Raw genomic sequence first — 23,278 nt, forward strand, 5'->3', positions numbered from 1 at the left:
AAAGCCGACTGCGTTGCGGCAGCCGGCTTTGTGCGCTCCTGAGGTAGGACTTGAACCTACGACCCTCTGATTAACAGTCAGATGCTCTAACCAACTGAGCTACTCAGGAATCAAATGGGCTGCAAATATAGCCCCACAATCAGCCCACGCAAACGTTTTTTTTGAAGAGATAAACTTTGAAAGATTTAGGGGATTGCGGCGGCAATTCGGCGGATACTGGCGCGAACCGAAACGTAACCGATCTTCCGTTGAAGGTATCCTACTGCGGCAAGGCTTGGTAACGGTTTTTTGAATCGGCTTTTCTTCATTAACATTGCAATCGATTTCCTGCTGGCAAAGAATCCGACCGCGTTTGCAACCATTCCGAAGCCGCGATTCCGTGCGACACGATGCCTACTCCTTTTCTGCGAACCATGTGCGTATGATTGAACAGTACCTACGACAACGCCGTTTCTTTCTCCTGCCGTTGCTGCTGCTGGCAATGGCCGCCACGCCGGCACAGGCCCAGCGGGAATGGAATATCTGGTACTTCGGCGAGTATGCCGGGGTTGATTTCAACACGGGGCTGCCGGTTGCGCTTGGCAACGGGATGATGCGCCAGCTGGAAGGCTGCGCCAGCATTGCCCACCCTCGCACCGGCAAACTACTGTTTTACACCAGCGGCGACACGGTCTGGAACGCCCTGCACCGCCCAATGCCGAACGGATGGAAACTGAAATCCTCGGCCCCAAACTGGACAAGCTCGCAATCGGCAATCATCGTCCCCTACCCGCGCGACACCAACCGCTACTTCATCTTCACCGCCGACTGCGGCGAGTACTGGGACGGCTCGCATCCCACCACCGGCATCAGCTACTCCATCGTGGATATGCGTGCCGACAATGGCTTGGGGGATGTTGTGGTGAAGAACGTCAACATCATGCCGAAGGCCACCGAGAAATTGGCATTCACACGCCACGCGAACGGGCGCGATTTCTGGGTGGTGGTCCATGAGTTCGGCAACCAAAATTTCTGGTCCTTCCTTGTCACCCCGGCTGGCGTTAATCCCACCCCGGTGATCTCCACCACCGGCTATCCCCATGCTGGCGACCCGTTCAACAACATCGGGGTGATGAAGATTTCGCCAAACGGAAAGAAGCTGGCGCTGGCAATCTGGTACGAAGGGGTGGCCGAGCTTCTTGATTTCAACAACCGCACCGGCCAGGTCAGCAACCCCATCCAACTCCCCACCGATGGCCTTGAATATGGCCTCAGCTTCTCCCCCGACAACAGCAAACTCTACGTCAGCCGCGCCAATCGTTCGGGGAGCGCGATTCATCAATATGACATCAGCAGCAACTCCCCCCTGCTGATTATCGCCTCGCGGATCAAGATTGCCGACTTTGCGCCGAACGAGTTAGGCGATCTGCAAATCGGTCCCGATAGAAAGATCTATGTGGCCCAGGGGAACAGCGTCTGGCTGGGGGTGATCCACTCGCCAAACGCAGGGGGATTGGGGTGCAACTACCAAGCCAACGGGGTGATGCTGGCGGTCTCCAGCAACATCCGCCGCGGCAGCTATCTGGGGCTGCCGAACGTGCTGCTTACGGACCCCGCCGGAATTGACCCGCAGCTTGTTCCGCCGGTGGCACGATTCACCCCAAGCCGCCAAGCAATTTGCGCCGGCGAGTCTATCACCTTCACCGATCTGTCGCTGGAAAATCCAACATCGTGGCAATGGTTTTTCCCTGGGGGATCGCCCGCGGTTTCTTCCGAGCAACATCCGCAGAACATTGAGTACTCCACCCCCGGGGAGTATGAAGCGATGCTGGTGGCATCCAGCCCAAAAGGGACCGACACGGCGCGGATCCAGATCACCGTAAACCCGCTTCCAGCCATTGCCGTTGGGAACGGTGCGCAGGAAGTGAGCATCTGCGCCGGAAGCTCTATCCAGCTGAACGCCACCGGTGGAGTCTCGTTCCAGTGGAGCCCTGCCCAGGGGCTAAGCTGCACCGATTGCCCCAACCCGATTGCCCGCCCAACCGTGACGACAACGTACACCCTGACCGCCGTCAACCAGTTCGGCTGCCGTGCCAACGATAACATCACCGTGAAGGTGCTGCCAACCCCGGTGGCCGCTGCCGGACCCGATCAAACAATCTGCCGCGCAGCCAGCACGGTGCTGGAAGGTTCGGGGAACGGAAGCTACCAGTGGAGCCCCGCCGAAGGGTTAAGCTGCACCGATTGCGCCCAGCCGGTGGCAACTCCATCGGTATCCACCACCTACCGATTGATCGTCACCAACGCCGAAGGGTGCAGCGATACCGATGAGGTGAACGTCACCGTGCTTCCCGCGCCAAGCGTCACTGCCGGTCCCGACACCGCCGTTTGCCCAGGAACCCCGGTGCAGCTGACCGTGACCGAAGGGAAAGAATACCGCTGGAGTCCGGCTGCCGGGCTAAGCTGCACCGATTGCCGCCAACCAATCGCGACCCCCGACACCACCACCACCTACACCGTCCAAGTGACCGACGGCGCAGGATGCCCGGGCGTTGGGACCGTCACCATCACCACGCGACCCCACCCCGACGTTGATGCCGGGGCGGCGCTGACGATCTGCGAAGGGGATAGCATCCGGCTTGAACCATCCGGCGCAGCCCGCTACACGTGGCAACCTGCCCAGGGGCTAAGCTGCACCGACTGCGCAAACCCAATGGCCAAACCGGCGCAAACCACCATCTACACCGTCACCGGCTACGACGCAAGTGGATGCTGGGACACCGACACGATCACCGTGGCAATCAACCCTGCGCCGGCAATTCTTCATGCCCATATTGAGCGGCATTACCGGCCATACCCTGGCACACGAATCAACGTGCCGATCGTGATAGATGAATCGTTGGATGGCGCGGGCGTAACGGAGATCATCGTCACGGTGAACTTCGAGCCTGCAATGCTGCAACTGGTGAACGGAGGCGTTGGCCTTACCAACACCTTGCTGGCCGGGACGCTGTTGGATGGATGGTTGGCAATCCCGCTGGACACCGCCAATGGGAAGTATCGGGTTCGCTTGATTGCTCCGCCGGGTCAAACGCTTGGCGGCGGCGCGGGCGCGCTGCTGAAGCTGAGGTTCCAAACCTACTTGGGCTATCCACCAACCAGCGAGCTACCGTTCGACATTGAGTTGGTGGGGGCCGGCTGCACGCGGGTGATAACCTCCCCTGGCTTTGTGAAATTGGATTCGGTGTGCGGGCTAAACTTGCGGCTGATTACCATCGGCGTTGATGATTACGCGTTGGACCAGAACCGCCCCAACCCCTTCAATCCAACCACCGACATCCCGTTCTCGCTTGGCTTAGATGGCCCAACGGAACTGACCATCCATGATGCCAGCGGAAGGGAAGTTGCAACGCTGGTGAAGCAACACCTTTCCCCCGGGAAGTACCAAGTCACGTGGGACGCAACCGGATTCCCAAGCGGCCTATACTACTGCCGCCTTACCAGCGGACACTGGAACAAAGTCCAAACCATGATGCTGGTGAAGTAAGGGCGAAGGCTCCGGTGAATCGGAGCACTGTTGGCAGGCTAAAGACTTGTTCTCAATTCCGACTGAGTCGGGGCCGCTACCTGACTAGGGGATGGCCGCCAGAAGGGTAGCCGTCCCAACCTTCGTCGGGATTGATAAAAGATCTGTAGCCTTTGACACCACCTCAGTCGGCAGCGCGTTGCCACCTGCTCCTTCAAGATAGAGACTGCTCTTCCATCATCCTGCTTCGATCATTCGGGCAACAGTGGTAGATTGGCGGCCCGATCCACAATAGTTTCCAACAACCTCCTGAACACACACACCGTATGGAAGCAAAGCAGAACAGTGTTTTCAAATTCATGCAGCAGCAGGACACGCAGTTTGTGATCCCTGTCTATCAGCGCAACTACGACTGGCGGAACGAGCAATGCCAGCAATTGATGAAGGACATTCTTACCGTTGGAGCCGCCAGCGAGACACAAAGCCACTTTGTGGGAAGCGTCGTTTATCTGCAAACCAGCATCACCAGCAACCCCACCTTCCTCACCATCATTGATGGCCAGCAACGGCTAACCACCCTGACGCTTATCTGGATTGCCTTGCAACGCCGGGCGCACGAATGGGGGAACGAACGAATGGCCGATGAGATCCGCAAAAAGTTCCTGATTAACGAGTACCAAGATGAGGGAGCCAGAATGAAATTGCGTCCCATCAAAAAGGACGAACGCGCACTCCGCTACCTTTTGGGCAGCGACCGTTCCGAATGGACCGGAGGCTTCTCCCGGCTGATCGAAAACTTCCAATACTTCTACAACAGCATCACCCTTGAGGCGCTTCAGACCGTGCGGAAAGGGGTGGAGAAGTTGGTGTTTATTGATGTGGCGTTGGAACGTGGGAAGGATGACCCGCAACGCATCTTCCAAAGCCTGAACTCAACCGGATTGGACCTTAGCCAAGCGGACCTTATCCGCAACTACGTGCTGCTGGACCTTGACCCAAAAAAGCAGGATGCCATCTACGAAAACTACTGGGCCAAGATCGAGGAGAACACGCAGGAACAGAACCGCAAAGAATCGCGCCTCTCCGACTTCATCCGCGACTATCTCACCTTCAAATTCCGCGACATCCCGAACAAGGATAAAGTGTTCGTCACCTTCAAGGCCAAGTACCCAATCAACAACGAGGTGGAGTTGGAGGCATTGCTGCAAGATTTACGCAGCTACTCGGTCTGGTACGGCAGGTTACTCAACCCGCAGACCGAGCCGAACGAGGCGATTCGCGAAGGGCTGCATCTTATCAACCGGGTTTCCACAACGGTGGCTTATCCATTTTTGCTGGAGGTTTTTCGCGATTACAGCGACGGCAAAGGGAAAATCTCGGCAGAAGAGGTGGTGCGGGTGTTGGAGCTTGTGCAATCCTTCACCTTCCGGCGGTTCCTGTGCGACCTTCCCACCAACGCCTTGAACAAAATTTTTGCCACGCTTTACCGCGACGTTCTTCCCGACCAATATCTTCCATCGCTAGAGGCCTCGCTGGTGCAGCGGCAAGGGAAGCACCGTTTCCCAACCGATGATGAGATTGAGCGGCAGATAGCCGTGAAGGATATGTACAACGTTAAATCGCACAACCGGACCTACTTCTTTGAGCGTTTGGAGAACCACGGCCAACGAATCAAGGCGCAGGTGGAGGGGAATTCCGATGTGACGATCGAGCATATCTTCCCGCAACGCCCGGGAGCAGAGTGGGAGAAGGAGTTAGGAGCAGAGTTGGAGGAGATGAAGTCGCTGATGAACACCGCCGCGAACCTTACCCTGTCGGCGTTTAACTCATCGCTTAGCAACCGTCCCTTCCGCGAAAAACGGGATATGCCGGAGAAGGGCTACAAAGCCAGCACACTCCGGTTGGATAAATTCTTGGCGAATCTTGAGCGTTGGGATCTGGATGCGTTGCAGCAGCGGCGGCAGCAGATTATTGATCGCTGCAAAATCATCTGGAGCTATCCGCAAGAAGCGGCAAATGCAATCTCAGCCGAACAACAGCTGAGATTAGGATTAGAGTTCGACATCCTTGACATTGCCCCCGACGATGCAACCAGCAAGAAAATAGCATGGGCTTCGTTCGAGGGGAAGGTGCTGGAGTCGCCAAGTTATCGTGAACTGTACCTGCATGTCTGTAGGGTGATGTTCCAGCGCGAGCCGCACATCTTTTTCAACTTGGATCGCCAGGGGAAGTTGTGGGTGCGCAGCGATCCACGATTCTTCAGAACTCCAATGAAAATCAGCGACACGTATTACGTGGAGGCGAACCTTTCGGCTCGTGATATCATCCTCCGCATCCAGGCCATTCTTGAAGCGTGCGAAACGGACGACCAGCTTATCCTGCAATTCGAGTCGTGACCAAAACGGGTGGGCGGGCGCGTGCTGCGTGCCCGCCCGCCGGCGTTAATTCCTGATATACCACACCCCGTCAACCTGCTCCCAAATAATCCGCAACTTCCCCCCGGTTGCGCCAGGAATGGCGAAGGTGGCGGTGTGTTCCTGCTTGTTCATCTTCGGCTTGCGCCCTTTGATTTTTTTCAGGACACCCAGCAGCCGCCCTGCTTTTTCTTCGGCAAACGCAGCGGCGCATTGCTCCACCGTCTGGCAATCTTTCAGCAACGCATCCATATCCGCCGGGCGAACATATCGGCGGATGAAGGGGACGTACTCCTTGGCTTCCAGCATTGCAATCGCCTGGGCCATTGCGGTCTTCAGCGATGCCAGCGCGGTATCCCGTTTTGCTTCTGCGTGTGGGTTGCGCCCGCCGGCCGCCGCCGCCAACGCGGGCATGGCCAAGAAGATCACCGCTACCAGCAGGGACGATTTTAAGCGATTCATTTTTGATGATTGTTTGGGTTGTTGATCTGTTTGTGAAAAGTCTGGATTTCTCACGTCTGAATCACCCCGGGGTTGAATGCCGGGATTTCGTGGTTGTGGCTGGCCATGGATAACCCGCGGGAGATGATCTGCCGGGTTTGGCGCGGGTCCACAATGCCATCCACCCAAAGGCGTGCGGCGGCGTACAGGGGGTGGGTGGTGGCGTTGTACCGTTCCTGAATTTCCCGCAGCAACGCTTGCTGTTCTTCGGTGCTGATGGTTTTCCCCTCCTTCTCAAGCTGCGCCAGTTTGATCGTCAGCATGGTTTTGGAGGCTTGCGCGCCACCCATCACCGCAATGTTCGCGCTTGGCCAGGCGTAGATCAGCCGGGGGTCGTACGCCTTGCCGCACATGGCATAGTTTCCGGCCCCGTAGCTGTTGCCGATGATGAACGTGAACTTCGGGACGGTGGAGTTGCTGACGGCGTTGACCATCTTCGCGCCATCCTTGATGATCCCCCCTTGCTCGGCCCGGGTTCCAACCATGAACCCGGTGACATCTTGCAGGAACACCAGCGGGATTTTCCGTTGGTTGCAGTTCAGGATGAAGCGTGCGGCTTTGTCGGCGCTGTCGCTGTAGATCACCCCACCAATCTGCATCTCCCCCCGCTCGGTCCGGACGATGTTCCGGTTGTTGGCAACGATTCCCACCGCCCATCCATCAACCCGTGCGTAGCCGCAGATGATGGTTTTGCCGTACTCCGCTTTGTACTCGTCAAACTGGGATTCATCAATCAGCCGTGCAAGCAGTTGGTAAGTGTCGTAGGGGCGGGTGCGGTCGTGGGCAATCGCGGCGAACAGGTCATCTTCCGGGAAGGCTGGCAGCTGTGGCGTGGCGCGGTCGAACAGGTTCCGCTTGCCAAGCGTTGGGCTGAATTTGCCAACCAGCGAGCGGATCATGGAGATTGCTTCGGGGTCATCCTTCGGGCGGTAATCCGTCACGCCGCTGATGGAGCAGTGCATCCGCGCACCGCCAAGCTCCTCGATCTCCGCCTTCTCCCCAATCGCCGCCTGCACCAACGCCGGTCCCGCCAAAAAAAGGGAGCCATTCCCTTCCACAATCAAGGCTTCGTCGGACATAATCGGCAGGTAGGCCCCGCCGGCAACGCAGGGTCCCATGATGCAAGCAATTTGTGGGATGCCCATGCTGCTCATCACGGCGTTGTTCCTAAACTGCCTGCCGAAATGCTCTTTGTCGGGGAAGATTTCATCCTGCATCGGAAGGAAGACCCCTGCGCTGTCCACAAGGTAGATCACCGGAAGGCGGTTCTCGATGGCGATTTCCTGCGCCCGCATATTCTTCTTGGCGGTGAGGGGGAACCAGGCCCCCGCTTTTACGGTGGCATCGTTGGCAACAATCATGCACTCGCGCCCCTCCACAATTCCAACGCCAGCAACCACCCCTGCCGAGGGCGCGCCCCCTTCTTCTTGGTAGAAACCGTGGGCGGTGTGAAGGCCGATCTCCATGAACCATGTGCCGGGGTCAATCAGCAGGTTGATCCGTTCGCGGGCGGTGAGCTTCCCTTTTTTGTGGAGCCGCTCGGCCGCTTTTGCGCCGCCGCCGGCGCGTGTGCGTTCGTCGGCAGCAAGGATGTCGTCAAGCAGTGCGCGGTTGGTCTGGTCGTTCTTCTGGAATGCAGGTGTTTGCTGCAGAGGGGAGCCGATAAGCATGAATGATGCGTTGGTAAAAATTGCGTGTTATGGTTGTTGGAGAACTATGGTATGGGAGAAGATTGTCTGTTTGCTGCGTCAGAAGGGGAGGCCTTTTCGTAGGCTTCGGATTCCCTTCATCATTTTGTCGTAATCAGCATGGGAGCCGATCCATATCCAGAGGAAGGTGCGTGGTTTGTTGGGAATAAAACCGCCAACGGCCCGCCATGCTATCCCAACCCGTACAGACCACAAGGGTGGAACCACTGGCTTGAAATCCAAGGAAGGGTGGCGAGGGTTTGCAAGCCATAGCCGATAGTTCGCCCGGGCCAATCGGCGCACCTCGGGAGGGAGTTAAAGATACAATCGCTTGAATTGGGCCGATCGGCGTGAGATCAGCCGGGTGGATGGAGTAATCATCCAAACCCACCTTCTTCCGTTTCGCCCCGATGGTATGCTTTTAGCGCATCTTGCCACATCAATTCCAGAAGCACCTTGGAGTCATCCGATTGCAGCAGTGCATCAAATTCGTCGTCAATCGGCTGGCGTTCTGGGTTTGGTGCGATCGGCTCTTGCGGCGGCGTATTCTTGCGAGGCGGTTGTGTGCGTGCTGTTGGCATTGCTAATCTTCTCTCTCTTTCTGGTACATGACGCTGTCCTGAAAATAACACACGGCGTGCGGAAAAGTTGAGGTCCTTCTTCGCCCTTACATTGGCTTGGCCGAATGCTGTTGAAACCGCTGGTAAGCTGATGCCTCCGGTTGTCAGCCTGCTTCCCCGCTGGGGTGGTTATCGGCGGTGGATGGCGGTTGGTTGTTCTGCTGGGCCTGAGCCGCTTGCTCGGCCTGAGCTTCCTGCGCTTCCTGTTCTGCCCGCTCGGCGGCTTTTCCCCACAGGTCCACCACCATCTCCAATTGGTCCAAACATTCCTCAAGCGTTTCGGCCCGCGCAACGTACCCTGGAAGCGATGAGACCTCGGCAGTATAACCCCCTTCTGGGGCACCGTAAATGATAACTCGGGGATGTGGTTTACGGCTCATTGCTGGCCCTCTCATCAAACAGTTTTTTTGCGATTGCGTGAACGAAGTTCTTTTGAAAAACGCGGGCAAGTTGATGAACCCTTGCCAGCCTGCAATCCTTTGGTGCAGCTATCGTGGAGATGCCAAACTCCATGTTCGCATTCGCTCAATGGCGGCTTCAGTGGTGAGTAAAGGCTGATCCGTCGGCTGGGCGGTTTGCAGCCAAAGGTTCATCACTATCTCCAATTCCTTCATGCACTCCTCAATCGTTTCCCCCTGGGCAAGGCATCCCGGAAATGACGGTATCTCCGCTGTGTATCCCCCTTCTGGCGCAGGGTAGATGATGACTGGATGGTTGATGTTCTGGCTCATTGCTGGCCCTCTAATCAAACAGTTTTTTTGCGATTGCGTGAACAGCCCCCCGCCAACCAGTGGCCACCTGCGGCCAGGAAGCTCAGACCACTGGCAGGCCGGTTTTGGAAATCCCGGCAAGGCCGCCGCTGACTTCGGTGAAGTTATGCACCCCGCGGGCTTTCAGGATTGAGGCGGCCATCATCGAGCGGTAGCCGCCGGCGCAGTGGAGATAGAAATGCCCGTTGGGGTCCATGCCCGCGGTCCAGTCGTTGATGAAATCAAGCGGCTTGTTTGTTGCCTGGGCAAGGTGTTGCGCCTGGAACTCGCTTTCGCGGCGGACATCAATCACCTGATCCTCCCCAAGTTTCACGCTGGCGGCGAACTCCTCGGGCAGAACCCGATGGACGGTATCCACCTCCTTCCCCGCATCGCGCCAAGCATTGAACCCGCCGTGGAGGTGGCCCAACAAGTTGTCGAATCCAACGCGGGCCAGGCGCATGGCGGTCTCTTCTTCGCGCCCATCTTCGGCCACCAGCAGCAGCGGCTGGCGAACGTCGGCAATCAACGCGCCAACCCACGGGGCGAACTGCCCATCAAGGCCAATATTCACCGAGCGCGGAATGAACCCGGCGGCGAACTGATCGGCGGGGCGCGTATCCAACACAAGAGCCTCCCCGGCTTCGGCCAGCTCCTGGAATTGCTTTGGGTTCAGCGGGCGCATGCCGTGGTTCATCACAATGTCAATGCTTTCGTAGCCCCGCTTGTTCATCATCACGTTCATCGGGAAATACGCCGGCGGCGGAAGCAGCCCGTCGGTGACGGCAGCGATGAACTCCTGGCGTGAGCTTTGGCGCAGGGCGTAGTTGGTCTCCTTCTGGTGGCCCAACGTGTCCACCGTCTCCTTCATCATGTTTTTGCCGCACGCGCTTCCGGCCCCGTGCGCGGGGTAGATCAGCAGGTCGTTGGGGAGCGGCATGATCTTGGTCATCAGCGAATCGTACAGCAGCCCGGCAAGCTCTTCCTGGGTCATATGGGCGGCTTTTTGGGCAAGATCGGGGCGGCCAACATCCCCCAAAAACAGGGTGTCGCCGGTGAAGAGTGCTTGCTCGTTCCCGTCGCCATCCCGAAGCAGGTAGCAGGTGGATTCCAGCGTGTGGCCCGGGGTGTGAAGCGCGGTGATGGTGAACTCGCCAACGGTGAACGATTCGCCATCGGTGGCAATGTGGGCGGGGAACTCCGGCGCGGCGTTCGGGCCATAGACAATCGTGGCTCCGGTCTTGCGTGCAAGGTCCACGTGGCCGCTAACGAAATCGGCGTGGAAGTGTGTCTCGAACACATACTTGATTTTCACGCCGTCGCGCTCGGCACGGCGGATGTACGGCTCAACCTCGCGCAGCGGGTCAATGATTGCCCCCACGCCGTTGGAGTGGATGTAATACGCGCCTTGTGCCAGGCATCCGGTGTAGATCTGCTCGATGTTCATGGTTGTGCTTCTATGAGAATTATTCGCTGTTTGATTGGACGCATTTCCAAGTTGTCCCGACGTAGTCGGGGTAGCGGCCCCGATCTTTATCGGGGTCCTGTCTTTTTTCGGAGCCAGACGCCGAAGGCTAAAGACCTTTTATCAACCCCGACGGAGGTCGGGGCGGCTACCTAGTTGCGCAGGCTGGCGTGCTGCGGCATTCACAACTGGTTCAGTAGCAGTTCCCTGACGATGATGTACGTCCCCACCGTCAGCACGAACCACCCGAACGCTGGCTTCAACTTCTCATTGCTTACGTGGCGCGAGGCCGCGGTCCCGGCAAGAATTCCAACCGCAGCAATGCCGCTTAGGGTCAGCAGCAAGGGCCAATCCAGGCTGGGATTTTTTGCAATGCTGCTGGCAAACCCCACCGATGCGTTCAGGGCGATGATGGAGAGTGACGTGCCAACCGCTTGTTTCATTGGCAGCCCGGCCATCAGCACCAGCGCGGGGATAATCAGGAACCCGCCGCCGGCCCCCACCAGCCCCGTGATTGCGCCCACCAGCAACCCTTTCAGCGCAACGCCCCAGTAGTTGTGGCTTCCGTCGGTGACGGAGTGGAGCGGGTGGTGGCCATGCTCCTGGCGTTGCAGCATTTTCGTGGCCGACATCAGCATCAGCACGGCAAACAGCAGAAGCAGGGCGATAGATTTCGTGAGCGCGAATCCGCCAGCCGTAAACAACGTGGCGGGGATAGCCGGAACCACCAGCGAACGCACCACCCACACACTGGCCACCGACGGCACGCCGAACATCGCCGTAACGCGCCAGTTGATGTTCCCAAGCCGGAAGTGCGCAACCGCCCCGAACAAGCTGGTCATCCCAACAATGAACAGCGAGTACGTGGTTGCCGGCAACGGGTCAACATGGAACAGATAGACCAACACCGGAACCGTGAGAATGGACCCGCCACTGCCAATCAGCCCCAGCGATATGCCAATGGCTGCGGCGCTGATGTAGCCAGCAAGTTCAAGCGGATGGACCATGCGGAACGTTGATTACAGAGATTGATACCGAAAGCGCGTGGGAACAAACCCCGCCCCCATTCTACCGCGACCCCATCACGATTTTCCCCGTCATCGTCGCGCTGCCGCGAAGGTACTCCACCTCCACCTCCTGCTTCGGTTTGAACTGGCCCAGGGCATCGGTGTAGTCGTAGATGTTGGCGATCTCTTTCCCCCCCAATTTCACAATCACATCGCCCCCTTTCAGGCCCGCCGTTGCTGCCGGTCCGCCATCGCTAACGCCGCTTAGCCGCAGGCCTTTCCCCTCGAACGCGTAATCGGGGATGGTCCCAACATAAACCTTGAAGCCGCTTCCCGAACGTGGCGTTTGGGTGGCTTGCGCTTTGGTGAACGCCGGGCGTTGGTCCATCGCATCCACCGCCGAAACACTCTGGGCAACCAGCTCCACAATCTGCTTCAATCCTGGGTAGTTCACCTTCTCCCACGTGTCGCTTGGACGGTGGTAATCTTTGTGGAGATTGGTGAAATAAAAGAGCACCGGAATATCCTTGGCGTAGAAGCTGGAGTGGTCGCTTGGGCCGAAGCCATCCGGCACTAACTTCAGCGTGAAGCGGTCGCGGTTCAGCCGTTTCACCATTGGCTCCCATTCGGGTGAGGTCCCAATGCCGTGCATCACCAACGTGTTGCTGTCCAGCCGCCCAATCATATCCATGTTCACCATCGCCACCACGTTCTGGATTGGATAGGGGAAGTTGGCAACCAATGCTGCGGACCCCAACAGCCCTTCCTCCTCGGCATTGAACCCGCAGAACACCAGTGTCCGCCGGTTCCCCCCTTTCTTGGCGAAGTATTCCGCAAGGGCCAGCACGCCGGCGGTTCCGCTTGCGTTGTCGTCGGCACCGTGGTGGATTGCCGAGTCGTGGTTGTGGGCAAGGGAACCTTCGCCCCCCCAGCCCAAATGGTCGAAATGCCCGCCAATCACCACCACTTCATCTTTCAATTTGGGGTCGGTTCCTGGCAGCACGCCGATCACGTTCGGGATGCTGTCGCGGTTCACCCGAAGGTCCACATTCAGGTCCGCACGCCAGCCGGAGATTGGGAAGGAGTTGGGCCGTTTCAGCGAGTCAATCTGCAGCTGCACTTCTTTCAGCGGCTGCTCCTGCGGGTCGCGGACATCGTCAAACGCGGGGCTGGTGGCGAACAACACCGGCAGCCCGAAGTTGCTGCCGGCGCGCTCCAGCATCAGCGGGTAGAGCTTCTGCTCCTCGTTCGGCTGGTTGATAACAATCAACGCCGTGGCCCCGTGGCTTCGCGCTGCGCGAACCTTTGCCATGAACGACATATGCTCGGCAAAACTGCTGTGGGGGTTGTTTCCGTCGGGGCCGTAGCGCATTGCCACGGCAATCTTTCCGTTGACGTTCACGCCGGCGTAGTCGTCGTGCTTTGCTTCCGGGTTGGTGATGCCGTAGCCAACAAACACCAGGTCCCCCTGGACGCTTCCAACCGAGCTGAAGCCCATTGGGTTGTATTCCGTGCCAAGCTGCAGCGGGCGCACACCGTTGGCATTCAGCAGAAGCAGTTGCGTCCGGTCGCCAAGCTCCACCCCGGTGGTGTAGCTGAACCGGTGGAAATAATTCTGCAACCCTGGCGCGTTCCGAAGGCCCACGGCGCGGAACCGTTCGGCAAGGAACTCCGCAGCTTTCAGGTTGGCGGGCGTGGCGGCGCGGCGACCTTCCAGAGCGTCGCTGGCCAGATATTTCACATCATCGCGAAGCTGGTCTTCGGAGATTTTTTGCGCGGCAACGCTTCCGGCAGCAATCAGGCTGACGAACGCGGCGGCAATGGCAATGCGTATTCTGGGCTGAAGCATTTGTACAGATTTTTTTGGATCCGCGGCTGCGGATGATGATTGAGTAGATAGCTGGAAGGCAAAGTCGCGTTGAATTTTCAGTTGAATTTCCAGTTGGAATTTTCAATGGCGGCGGAGCTGCGTGCCAGGCATCCCCGCCTACTCCACTTTTTTCGGGGCCAGAAGTTCCTGCAACACCTCGGTCGCGTGGGCGGCCACGTGGACCTGCTCCCAAACTTTGCTGATGATCCCTTCTTTATTGATGAGGAACGTCACCCGTTTTGGCCAGCCGTTGTTGACCGGTACGCCGTACGCGGCGCAGATTTCGCCGCCGCTATCCACCAGCAACGGGAAGTTCAGGCTGAATTTTTCCGTGAAGGCCTGGTGCGACGATTGGTCATCCAAGCTCACGCCAAAGATGACGGTGTCGGCAGCGTCGTACTCCGGTTTTGCGTCGCGGAATCCGCAGGCTTCGCGGGTGCAGCCCGGGGTGTCGTCTTCTGGATAGAAAAAGAGCACCACATTGTTCGATCCTTGAAAATGGCTGAGCGTTACCACCGTTCCATCGGTTGTGGTTGCGGTGAAATCTGGCGCGGGAACTCCTTCTGGTATCATTCGATTCTCCTATCGGTCGGTTTGTTGTACGTTCGCGGTGGGCCGGATGGGGCCGCGTGCGGCAACGAAGGCAGTGTGGAAGAAAACATTGTGAGGAAAGCGGGTACGAAAGTAACCACTGCCGAACTTCAACGAAACGCCGCCCCCCCGCCAACCACGAACTGCAACAACTCCCCAGGGGTTACAACCAAGCTGCGGGCCGTCTGTCGGGTAGGGCAACAACAACAATGGGGGATTGCTCCCCGCGCCTGATTGGCCAGCAACTTCGCAACAACCAGCACCTGATAACCGGGTTCCATTATGAAGATGCCGATGAATATGAACATCAACAAACTCAGCCGTTGGCTGCTTCTTCTTTCACCACTCCTGTTTGCATTCACCATACCGATGGACGACGACAACTTCAACTTCTACCTTTCTACCGAGCGGGTCTTCAGCCCTTCGGAAGGGGGGATCAGCGTACGCCTTAGCGGGCAGATGCAGCGGTCCACCACCTTCGAATTCAAAGCCTATCGCGTCACTGATCCAGTGGAGTTCTTCCTTGCCCAGAAAGACCCACACACTCTGGACCTGGGTGACGACGACGACAGCACACAATCCAAACGCCGCCGCCCAATTTGGAGCAAGTACAAGGTTGCTGCCGAGTGGGAACAGACCATCAAGGCCAGCAAGTACCATTGGTTCAACGAGACGGTGAATGCCCCGCTGCGGGAAAGCGGAGTCTATTTGGTGGTGGCCACCGCACGCGAAAAACAGGCCGTTGCGGTGCTGATCATCAGCAACCTGGGAATGATTACCAAGCAAGCCGATGGGACCGCCCTTGCCTTCGTGATGAACCGCGCCAACGGCCAACGGGAAACCAACGTCCCGCTCACCTTCGTCCGCCACGGCAAAACGGTGGCCACCGGCAACACCGGCGCAAGCGGCTTTGCGCAGGCCTCCATCCCCGACCTTTCACAACAAACCGACGGCGACGATGAACCCTACTACTGGCGATATGGAAACGGCCTTGTGGTGATGGGGGAACAGAACGGTGAGTTCGTCATCTCCGACTCCTACTTCTACGGCTACCGCCGCGGGCAGAGCAACGTCCAAACGTACTTGCACACCGACCGGCCCGTCTATCGCCCGGCGCAGAAGGTCTATTACCGTGGCATTGCACGCAGGGTCCAGCCGGACGGGACGTTCACGCTGGCGGCAACCAACGACACCGTCAGCGTCACCGTGAACGACTCACGCGGGACCACCATCAAGCGCGACACGCTGACCCTGAGCGACTTCGGCACCTTCTCCGGCGAGCTAACGCTGGGCGACGAGCCGCCGCTTGGAAGCTACTCCATCCAAACCACCATCAACGGGTCCGATGGCTATTTCACCTTCGAGGTGCAGGAGTACAAAAAGCCGGAGTACGAAGTGGCCGTGGCAACCGACAAAGTACAGTACACCCGTGGCGACAAGATCACCGCAACGGTGAAGGCCGATTACTACTTTGGCTCACCCGTTGCCGAAGGGGAAGTGGAGTACCGCATCTACCGCTCGCGCTACTGGCGGCCCTGGTGGTACCGGACCGAGTGGGCCTATCTCTACGACGAAGAAACGAGCTTTCCGCAGTACGGGATGGAGATGGTCCACAACGGCAGCGGAACGCTGAACAGCGATGGAACCTTCACCATTGACTACTCCACCGACGGCAAGGCCGATCAAGATTACGTCTATCAGGTCCAAGCCACCGTTGTGGATGCCAGCCGCCGCGCAATCACGGGGTCCGCTTCGGCAAAGGTGACGCGGGGTGAGTTCTTCATCACCACCCGCACCGACAAGTACCTCTACAAACCGAAGGAAGAGGTTGCCCTCACCGTTCAAATCGCCACGTTCGATGGCGATAAGCCGGTGGCCACGGCGTTCAAAGCCCGCGTGGTGCGGACGTGGTGGGAATACCAAAAACGGAAGGGAACCAGCGAACGCCACGAGGAAACAATCTGGACCGGCGACGGCGCAACGGGCCAGGATGGAAGCGGAACAATCCGAATCCCAGCCGGCAAATCTGGATACTACAATCTTGAGGTGGAGGCCGCCGACAGCCGCGGAACGAAGATCACCGAATCCAATTACATCTACGTTGCCGAGGAAGGCTACGCTTGGTACAACGATGGCTCCAGTGATATCCAAATCATCCCCGACAAAGCACTCTACACGCCGGGCGAGACCATGAGCGCGCTGGTGGTGATGCCCTCGGAAAACATTGACGTGCTGGTCACCGGCGAAGGCGCAACCATTTACGGCGCGCAGGTGGAGCGGCTGAACGGACGCTCGGCCATTGTGCGGATGACGGTCGAGGACCGCCAGGCCCCGGTCTTCTACCTTGCCGTTGCCGCGATTGCCAACGACCAACTGTACAACCACCAGCAGCGGATCACCGTTGCCCCGGTTGGGAAACGGCTCCGGATTGAGGTGAAGACCGACAAGCCACAATACAAACCCGGGGAGACCGGAACGATAACCCTGCGTGCGCGGAACGAACAAGGGGAACCCGCAGCCATGACCGACATCGCCGTTGGGGTTGTTGACGAGGCGATCTACGCCATCCGCCCAGACCGCACCCCCGACATCCAGAAATTCTTCTACGGCGACCGTGGGAACGAAGTCAGCACCAACACGTCGCTCTATTTCCGGTTCTCCACCCGGTCGGTGTTTAAGGTGGCTGAGAGCGATGCGCTGAGCGCGGAGGACGCAGCCGGTTCTTTTGAAATGCGTGGAGGCAGAGCCGCACCGATGATGGCGATGGCAAAACGTGCGACGAAGGATGGTGAGTCCGCTGAATCCTACGTCCAGCCAGCGCTCCGCAAGGATTTTCAGGATGTGATGTTCTGGACCCCATCGGTCCGGACCGATGCCAGCGGGCGCGCAACGCTAACGGTGAAGTTCCCCGACAACTTGACCACGTGGCGCATCACCGCCCGCGGCGTGACGCAAGCAACCGCCGTTGGCCAAACCACAACGGAGGTGATTGCCCGCAAAGACCTGCTGGCGCGGATGGAGGTCCCACGGTTCATCACCAGCGGCGACCGGCTGAAGATTGCAACCACCATCCACAACTACTTGGCCACCGAGAAACGGACGAAGGTGGAGTTCCTAACCGAAGGCGTTGAGGCAAAGGAGCGCGAGCGGACGGTGACAATCCCGGCCAACGGCGAGCTGCGGATTGATTGGGAGATTTCCGCGCCAAAAGCGGGCGAAGCAACGCTGACGGTCCGCGCCTTGACCGATGAGGAATCGGACGCAATGGAGCTGAAGGTTCCGGTGCTTCCGTTGGGAATCAAGCAATCGGTGGCCGGCATTGCGGACCTTGACGACCGCACGCCGAACGGGACAATCCCCCTGACGATGCCCGCCAATGCGGACCCGCTTACCGGCACGCTGACGCTAAGCCTGTCGCCATCGCCGGCAAGCTCGCTGCTGGGGGCGTTGGATGACCTGATTGGATACCCGTACGGCTGTGTGGAGCAGACGATGAGCCGGTTCCTCCCCACCGTGGTGGTTGCCGACGCGCTGAAAAAATTGGATGTGCCGTTCGATGCCCAAAAGCGGGAGGAGCTTCCGAAGATGGTGGCAAAAGGGCTGAACCGCCTGCACGAACTTCAGCACGACGACGGCGGTTGGGGCTGGTGGGAGAACGACAAAACCAACGCCTTTATGACCGCCTACGTGATCTACGGCATGGCAATCGCCCAGCAAGCCGGATACGACGTTGACCCGGAACGGCTTGGGCGTGGGAACGAATCGCTTAACACAATGATTGCCAGCAACGACAGTCCCGACGACAAAACCATTGACGCCACCACCCGCGCCTGGATGCTGTACGTTGCCGCAATGCAACGCAACGGCGACGGCGACAACGGGCTGAAGAGCCGAATCGAAAAACTTGCGCGCCGCAACGACCTAAACAACTACGCCCGCGCATTGCTGGCACTGGCAGCAACGCACCAGGGCCAATCGGCGGTGGCGGCAAGGATGATGACGATGCTGGAAAACGACGCGACGCAAACCCAAACCGGGGCATTCTGGAAAGGGAAAACGTGGCACTACAACTGGCAGGATGACCAAGTGGAAACCAGCGCGTGGGTCCTGAAGGCAATGCTGCAAGTGCGGGGCGAGAACGAACTGACCCGCAAAGCAACCCGCTGGCTGCTGACCCAGAAACAGGGGGCCTCGTGGGGGAACACGCGCCAAACGGCAATGGTGGTGTTTGCCCTGGCCGACCACCTGAAAGCAACCAACCAGCTGGACCCCGACATGACGATTACCGCACGGGTGAACGGCAAACAAGTGGCAAGCCAACGAATCACCAAAGCCGACCTGTTCAAGGAGGAGATAAAGGTGACGGTTCCGGCCGAGGCATTGAGCAAGGGGGAGAACCGAGTGGAGGTGACACGGTCCGGACGCGGGACGCTGTACGCCACGGCACGCCTTAGCTACTACGCCACCGGCAACGCAATCAAGCCGGCGGATGCTGGGTTCATGGTGACGCGTGAGTATTGGACGCTGGAGCGGGTCCGCGACGGGAAGAAGTACATCTACAAAAAACGCCCGTTCAGCGGCGTGGTGCAAAGCGGGCAGGAGCTGTTCGTGAAGGTGACGGTGACCCCGAACTCCAGCTACGATTACTTCATGCTGGAGGACCCGCTCCCCGCCGGTTGCGAGGTGGTGACGGAAACCAGCGGCTATGAAATTCCCGGCGAAAACGGCTACGGCGGCAACAACGGAGGATACCGCCCCTGGATGCGCAGCCGAATCTGGAATTGGTGGTACGCCGACCGCGACGTGCGCGACGAAAAAGTGAGCTTCTTCAGCACGCGGATCGAGCCGCGTGAGTATGAGTTCAGCTACATCCTTCGCGCACAAATCCCCGGCAGCTACGCCGCCATGCCCGCCGTTGGCGCGCTGATGTACTACCCCGAAGTTCGCGGCAACAGCGGGGTTGTGAACCTGAAGATTGAGGGATAACGGTGAGTGAGTAAACGGAGCGGGCTGGCCCCCAAAAGGCCAGCCCGCTGTGTGTTTTTTTCGCCCTGAAGGGGCATTCTATCACAGCCCAGGGCAACGCCCTGGGAATCGGGGAATCCGGGGGATCCGGGAATTATCCCCCGAACATCCACACCCTCAACAACATCTCTAACCGGATGGAGGTCGCCCCTTCAGGGCTAGTGTTGCCGGGGCTTTGGCCTGATCACGCCGAAGATGGCGCCGAAGGCTAAAGACCTTCGGCTACCTCTTCCGGTGGTCATCCCGACGTAGTCGGGGTAGCGGCAGGTCTTTAGCCTGCCCAGATGCCGAAGGCTAAAGACCTTTTATCAATCCCGACGAAGGTCGGGACGGCTACCTCTTCCGGTGGTCATCCCGACATAGTCGGGGTAGCGGCCCCGATTTTTATCGGGGCCCTGTCTTTTTTCGGAGCTAGACACCGAAGGCTAAAGACCTTCGGCTACCTGTGCAGTGGTCATCCCGACGAAGGTTGGGGCGGCTACCCTTGCGGCGGCAATCCCGACGTAGTTGAACCAACCACCGATTACTCCGCTTCTGAGACCAGCCCGAAGTACCGTTCGAAGAAGGCGTACAGCTTGTCCAACACCGCTTGCTTCTTGGCGGCGTGGTTGTTGTCCTGGGAGAACCTTGAGACCGGGGGAAGGATTTTGGTGATGGCCGTCCCAGCCGTGGGGATTCCGCCGTCGCGGAAGGCATTGTCCACAAAGCCTTGTGTGGCCTGGGCATCCAGCCCTTCCTCGGCGATGATCTTCTGCAACTCCTGGTCCTTCTTCCTGGCAACAAATGCCACCCACTGCGCACCCATTTTCTTCCGGCTAGAGATGGAGTCCACGAACTCCTCGATCAGGTCCTTCTTGTTCCGCAGCGAAACGCTTGCGCTGATTACCCGCTCGATGGTGGCGCGAATCTCCTTGTCCTCCCCCGTCCCTTTCTTCGCCAGATATTGCTCCACCAGCTGCAGGATATAATCAACGTTCACCTCCACCTGCTTTATCAGCTCAATCTCGAACACCACGTCGTCGTTGATCTCCTCCTTCCCCTCGTTGGCCAGTGCCCGGAACTCGGCGTGCAGATTCAGGTACAGGCTTTGGTAATCCTGGAAGTCGCGATCGGAAAGGATTTCGTTCCCGGCAAAATCATCGAAGGCCGTCAGGATGTTCCGCAGCCGCAGGATTGCGCCAAACAGCTTGATGAACTCCTTCTGCGCCGATTCCCCAACAATCGCTTCGCCCAGCGGGAATCGCCCAACCAGCGCGGCCAGCCGCTCCTCGTATTCCTTGTAGTATTCGGAATAAGGGCGGAGCAACACAACGCCCTGGGCATCCTTGTTCCCGAACAGCGCAAGCGCGTCGTTGGTCTGCTGCTCTAGGTTCCGGAAGCAAACAATGTTGCCGTAGGTCTTCACCGAATTCAGGATTCGGTTGGTGCGCGAAAACGCCTGGACCAGCCCATGCGCCTTCAGGTTTTTATCCACCCACAAGGTGTTCAGCGTGGTGGCATCGAATCCGGTTAGGAACAGATTCACCACAATCACAAGGTCCAATTCCCGCTCCTTCAGCCGCTTCGACAGATCCTTGTAGTAATTCTGGAACTTGTCGGTATCGGTGCTGAAATTGGTTTTGAACAAGCCGTTGTAATCCCTAATCGCCCCCTCCAAAAACTCGCGCGAGCTGGCATCCAGCATCTCCGTCTCGAACTCCTCTTCGCCAAGCAATCCGTCGGGATCGTCCACCTCCTCGTTGGCGGCAAAGCTGTAGATCAGACCCACCTTCAGCTGCTGCGCCGGGGGAAGCTGGCTTTGCTGCCGGGCGAACTCCGCGTAGTACTGCTTGGCCGCCTTGATGGAATCGGTGGCAAACAACGCGTTGAACCCGCGTAGCACCGTCCCGTTGTGCTGGTAGTGGTTGGCGCGTTTGGTTTTTTGGTTGAAATGCTCGCGGATATACTCCACCACTTGCGTAATCCGCTCCGGCGCAAGCAATGCCCGCTCGGTGTCAATGGCCGCCACCTGCTTATCCTTGATGCCCTCCCGGGGCCGGATGGTGTTGATGTATTCCACCCGGAACGGCAGCACGTTCTTGTCGTTGATGGCATCAACAATGGTGTAGGTGTGCAGCTTGTCGCCAAAGGTCTGCTGGGTGGTGCGCCGCTGCGCGCTGCTGGCGGTGGGCGCGTTCTCCGCAAAAATTGGGGTGCCGGTGAAGCCGAACAGATGGTAGCGGTTGAACGCCTTGGTGATTTGGGCGTGCATGTCGCCAAATTGGCTGCGGTGGCATTCGTCAAAAATCAGCACCACGTGCTTCCCGTATACCGGATGATGCTTGTTGCTGGCCACAAACCGCGACAGCTTCTGGATGGTGGTGACAATGATCCGCGAACTACTGTCCTCCAGCTGCTTCTGCAACACAGCGGTGGAGGTGTTGGAGTTCGCCGCCCCTTTCTCAAAGCGTTCGTACTCCAGCATCGTCTGGTAATCCAAATCCTTGCGGTCCACCACGAACAGCACTTTTTCAATCTTGGTTGCGGCCCCTTTGGCGGTATCGTCGCTGGCCAGTTTTGTGGCAAGCTGCGCGGCCTTGAAGCTGGTCAGCGTTTTGCCGCTTCCGGTGGTGTGCCAGATGTAGCCGCCGGCCTCCGTCTTCCCCAATTGCTTGTGGTTGGTGGAGGTGGCAATCCGCTGCAGTATCCGCTCCACCGCCACAATCTGGTAAGGCCGCATCACCAGCAGCTTCCGGCCCGCATCGAAAACGCAGTAGCGGGTCAGGATGTTCAGCAGTGTGTGCTTGGCAAAGAACGTTTTGGTGAAGCCCTGCAGATCCAGAATCGCCTTGTTCTTGGCATCGGCCCACCAGCTGGTGAAGGAAAAACTGTTGAAGGTTTTCTTCCGGCTCTGGTTGTTGTTTTGCTCTTCCGACAAGTCGCCATTGCGGACGGTGTTGCTGTAGTATTTGGTCAGGGTTCCGTTGCTGATAACGAACAGCTGCACGTACTCGAACAACTTCTGTCCCGCCCAAAAGCTGTCACGATGGTAGCGGTTGATTTGGTTGAACGCCTCGCGGATATCCACCCCCCTCCGCTTTAGCTCGATATGCACCACCGGCAGGCCGTTGGCCAGCACCGTCACGTCGTAGCGGGTGGCTCGCTTGCCTTCGGATTCGTACTGGTTTATCACCTGCAGGCTGTTGTTGTGGATGTTCGCTTTGTCCAGCAGGTAGATGTTTTTTGTGGTGCCGTCGTCGCGTTGCAGCACCTGGACGTGGTCCTCCTGCAAGCGCGTGGTTTTCTCCAGGATGCCATCCTTCGCGCCGGCAATGCTGGTCGCAAAAAACCGCTTCCACTCCCCCTCGGTAAACGTGATCCCGTTCAGCCGCTCCAGCTGGCGGCGCAGATTGGCAATCAGGTCCGCCTCGGAGCGGATCGGCAAATACTCGTAGGCCTGCGCTTGCAGCTGTTTGATGAACGCCTGTTCCAACTGCGCTTCCGATTGGTAGGCGGTCTCCCGAACGCCTGAGTTATCGGGCTGGTACTCGGCAACAACAGTGCTTTCGTCGGAGCTGGCGATCAGCTGGTAGCGGTAGTTTGTTTGCTCTTGGTTCATCCATGTTCTCCTGAAATACTTCTGGGTGTGGAAAAAAATTTTGCCAACGGCTACGGGCTTTTTAGCAATCCCGACGAAGGTCGGGGCGGCGGCCTCCTTCGCCCTGAAGGGGCATTCTATCACAGCCCAGGGCAACGCCCTGGGAATCGGGGGAATCCCCGGGAATCCGGGAATCATCCCCCGAACATTCACACCATCAACAACATCTCTCACCGGACGGAGGTCGCCCCTTCAGGGCTAGCATT

The 23,278-nt window shown here is 58.3% G+C and carries 13 protein-coding genes and 1 tRNA gene; 3 read left to right on the plus strand and 11 right to left on the minus strand.

The annotated features are described in order from the left end of the window. Nucleotides 1-35: 35 nt before the first annotated feature. Nucleotides 36-109, minus strand: a tRNA-Asn gene (locus IPM61_03055). Between the two features lie 312 nt (nt 110-421). Between IPM61_03055 and IPM61_03060 the strand changes: the two genes are divergently transcribed. Both IPM61_03060 and IPM61_03065 read left to right on the plus strand, forming a co-directional pair. Then, on the plus strand, nt 422-3,526 hold the full coding sequence (locus IPM61_03060; protein ID MBK8910284.1) for a PKD domain-containing protein: 3,105 nt from the start codon (nt 422-424) through the stop codon (nt 3,524-3,526). A gap of 338 nt (nt 3,527-3,864) precedes the next feature. Further along, nucleotides 3,865-5,901 carry a DUF262 domain-containing protein gene (locus IPM61_03065; protein ID MBK8910285.1) on the plus strand — a complete coding sequence of 679 codons (2,037 nt, stop codon included), beginning with the start codon at nt 3,865-3,867 and terminating at the stop codon, nt 5,899-5,901. Between the two features lie 45 nt (nt 5,902-5,946). Here IPM61_03065 and IPM61_03070 read toward each other — a convergent pair whose 3' ends face one another. The 9 genes from IPM61_03070 to IPM61_03110 form a co-directional block, all read right to left on the minus strand. Further along, the gene (locus IPM61_03070; protein ID MBK8910286.1) at nt 5,947-6,381 is read right to left on the minus strand and encodes a hypothetical protein; all 435 of its coding nucleotides are present in this window, start codon (nt 6,379-6,381) and stop codon (nt 5,947-5,949) included. Between the two features lie 50 nt (nt 6,382-6,431). Continuing rightward, nucleotides 6,432-8,090: an acyl-CoA carboxylase subunit beta gene (locus IPM61_03075; protein ID MBK8910287.1), complete on the minus strand. Its 1,659-nt coding sequence runs from the start codon at nt 8,088-8,090 to the stop codon at nt 6,432-6,434. A gap of 395 nt (nt 8,091-8,485) precedes the next feature. Continuing rightward, on the minus strand, nt 8,486-8,689 hold the full coding sequence (locus tag IPM61_03080; protein ID MBK8910288.1) for a hypothetical protein: 204 nt from the start codon (nt 8,687-8,689) through the stop codon (nt 8,486-8,488). Between the two features lie 143 nt (nt 8,690-8,832). Further along, entirely contained in the window at nt 8,833-9,108 is a 276-nt protein-coding gene (locus IPM61_03085; GenBank protein ID MBK8910289.1) for a type II toxin-antitoxin system HicB family antitoxin, read from the minus strand. 108 nt (nt 9,109-9,216) lie between these two features. Further along, entirely contained in the window at nt 9,217-9,447 is a 231-nt protein-coding gene (locus IPM61_03090) for a type II toxin-antitoxin system HicB family antitoxin (GenBank protein ID MBK8910290.1), read from the minus strand. Nucleotides 9,448-9,541: 94 nt separating this feature from the next. Then, nucleotides 9,542-10,924, minus strand: a complete 1,383-nt coding sequence (locus IPM61_03095) for an MBL fold metallo-hydrolase (GenBank protein MBK8910291.1) — start codon at nt 10,922-10,924, stop codon at nt 9,542-9,544. A gap of 200 nt (nt 10,925-11,124) precedes the next feature. After that, nucleotides 11,125-11,949, minus strand: coding sequence for a sulfite exporter TauE/SafE family protein (locus IPM61_03100; GenBank protein MBK8910292.1), 825 nt, complete (start codon nt 11,947-11,949; stop codon nt 11,125-11,127). Nucleotides 11,950-12,010: 61 nt separating this feature from the next. After that, a complete protein-coding gene (locus IPM61_03105) occupies nt 12,011-13,798 on the minus strand; it encodes a M28 family peptidase (GenBank protein MBK8910293.1) in 1,788 nt (595 codons plus the stop codon). A 138-nt stretch (nt 13,799-13,936) separates the two neighbouring features. After that, entirely contained in the window at nt 13,937-14,392 is a 456-nt protein-coding gene (locus IPM61_03110; protein ID MBK8910294.1) for a peroxiredoxin, read from the minus strand. Nucleotides 14,393-14,692: 300 nt separating this feature from the next. On the opposite strand from IPM61_03110, the gene IPM61_03115 reads away from it, so the two are divergent. Continuing rightward, complete coding sequence (locus IPM61_03115; protein MBK8910295.1) at nt 14,693-19,396, plus strand: hypothetical protein; 4,704 nt, start codon at nt 14,693-14,695, stop codon at nt 19,394-19,396. Between the two features lie 562 nt (nt 19,397-19,958). Here IPM61_03115 and IPM61_03120 read toward each other — a convergent pair. Then, entirely contained in the window at nt 19,959-23,033 is a 3,075-nt protein-coding gene (locus IPM61_03120) for a type I restriction endonuclease subunit R (protein ID MBK8910296.1), read from the minus strand. Nucleotides 23,034-23,278 lie beyond the last annotated feature (245 nt).

This window comes from Chlorobiota bacterium, assembly GCA_016710285.1.
Lineage (GTDB): Bacteria > Bacteroidota > Ignavibacteria > OLB7 > OLB7 > OLB7.

What these genes read in the sequence shown, in the direction of transcription:
- IPM61_03065 (MBK8910285.1), top strand. Translation starts at nt 3,865, where the DNA reads ATGCAGCAGCAGGACACGCAGTTTGTGATCCCTGTCTATCAGCGCAAC.
- IPM61_03110 (MBK8910294.1), bottom strand. Translation starts at nt 14,392, where the DNA reads ATGATACCAGAAGGAGTTCCCGCGCCAGATTTCACCGCAACCACAACC.
- IPM61_03060 (MBK8910284.1), top strand. Translation starts at nt 422, where the DNA reads ATGATTGAACAGTACCTACGACAACGCCGTTTCTTTCTCCTGCCGTTG.
- IPM61_03100 (MBK8910292.1), bottom strand. Translation starts at nt 11,949, where the DNA reads ATGGTCCATCCGCTTGAACTTGCTGGCTACATCAGCGCCGCAGCCATT.
- IPM61_03080 (MBK8910288.1), bottom strand. Translation starts at nt 8,689, where the DNA reads ATGCCAACAGCACGCACACAACCGCCTCGCAAGAATACGCCGCCGCAA.
- IPM61_03095 (MBK8910291.1), bottom strand. Translation starts at nt 10,924, where the DNA reads ATGAACATCGAGCAGATCTACACCGGATGCCTGGCACAAGGCGCGTAT.
- IPM61_03115 (MBK8910295.1), top strand. Translation starts at nt 14,693, where the DNA reads ATGAAGATGCCGATGAATATGAACATCAACAAACTCAGCCGTTGGCTG.
- IPM61_03120 (MBK8910296.1), bottom strand. Translation starts at nt 23,033, where the DNA reads ATGAACCAAGAGCAAACAAACTACCGCTACCAGCTGATCGCCAGCTCC.
- IPM61_03105 (MBK8910293.1), bottom strand. Translation starts at nt 13,798, where the DNA reads ATGCTTCAGCCCAGAATACGCATTGCCATTGCCGCCGCGTTCGTCAGC.
- IPM61_03070 (MBK8910286.1), bottom strand. Translation starts at nt 6,381, where the DNA reads ATGAATCGCTTAAAATCGTCCCTGCTGGTAGCGGTGATCTTCTTGGCC.
- IPM61_03085 (MBK8910289.1), bottom strand. Translation starts at nt 9,108, where the DNA reads ATGAGCCGTAAACCACATCCCCGAGTTATCATTTACGGTGCCCCAGAA.
- IPM61_03075 (MBK8910287.1), bottom strand. Translation starts at nt 8,090, where the DNA reads ATGCTTATCGGCTCCCCTCTGCAGCAAACACCTGCATTCCAGAAGAAC.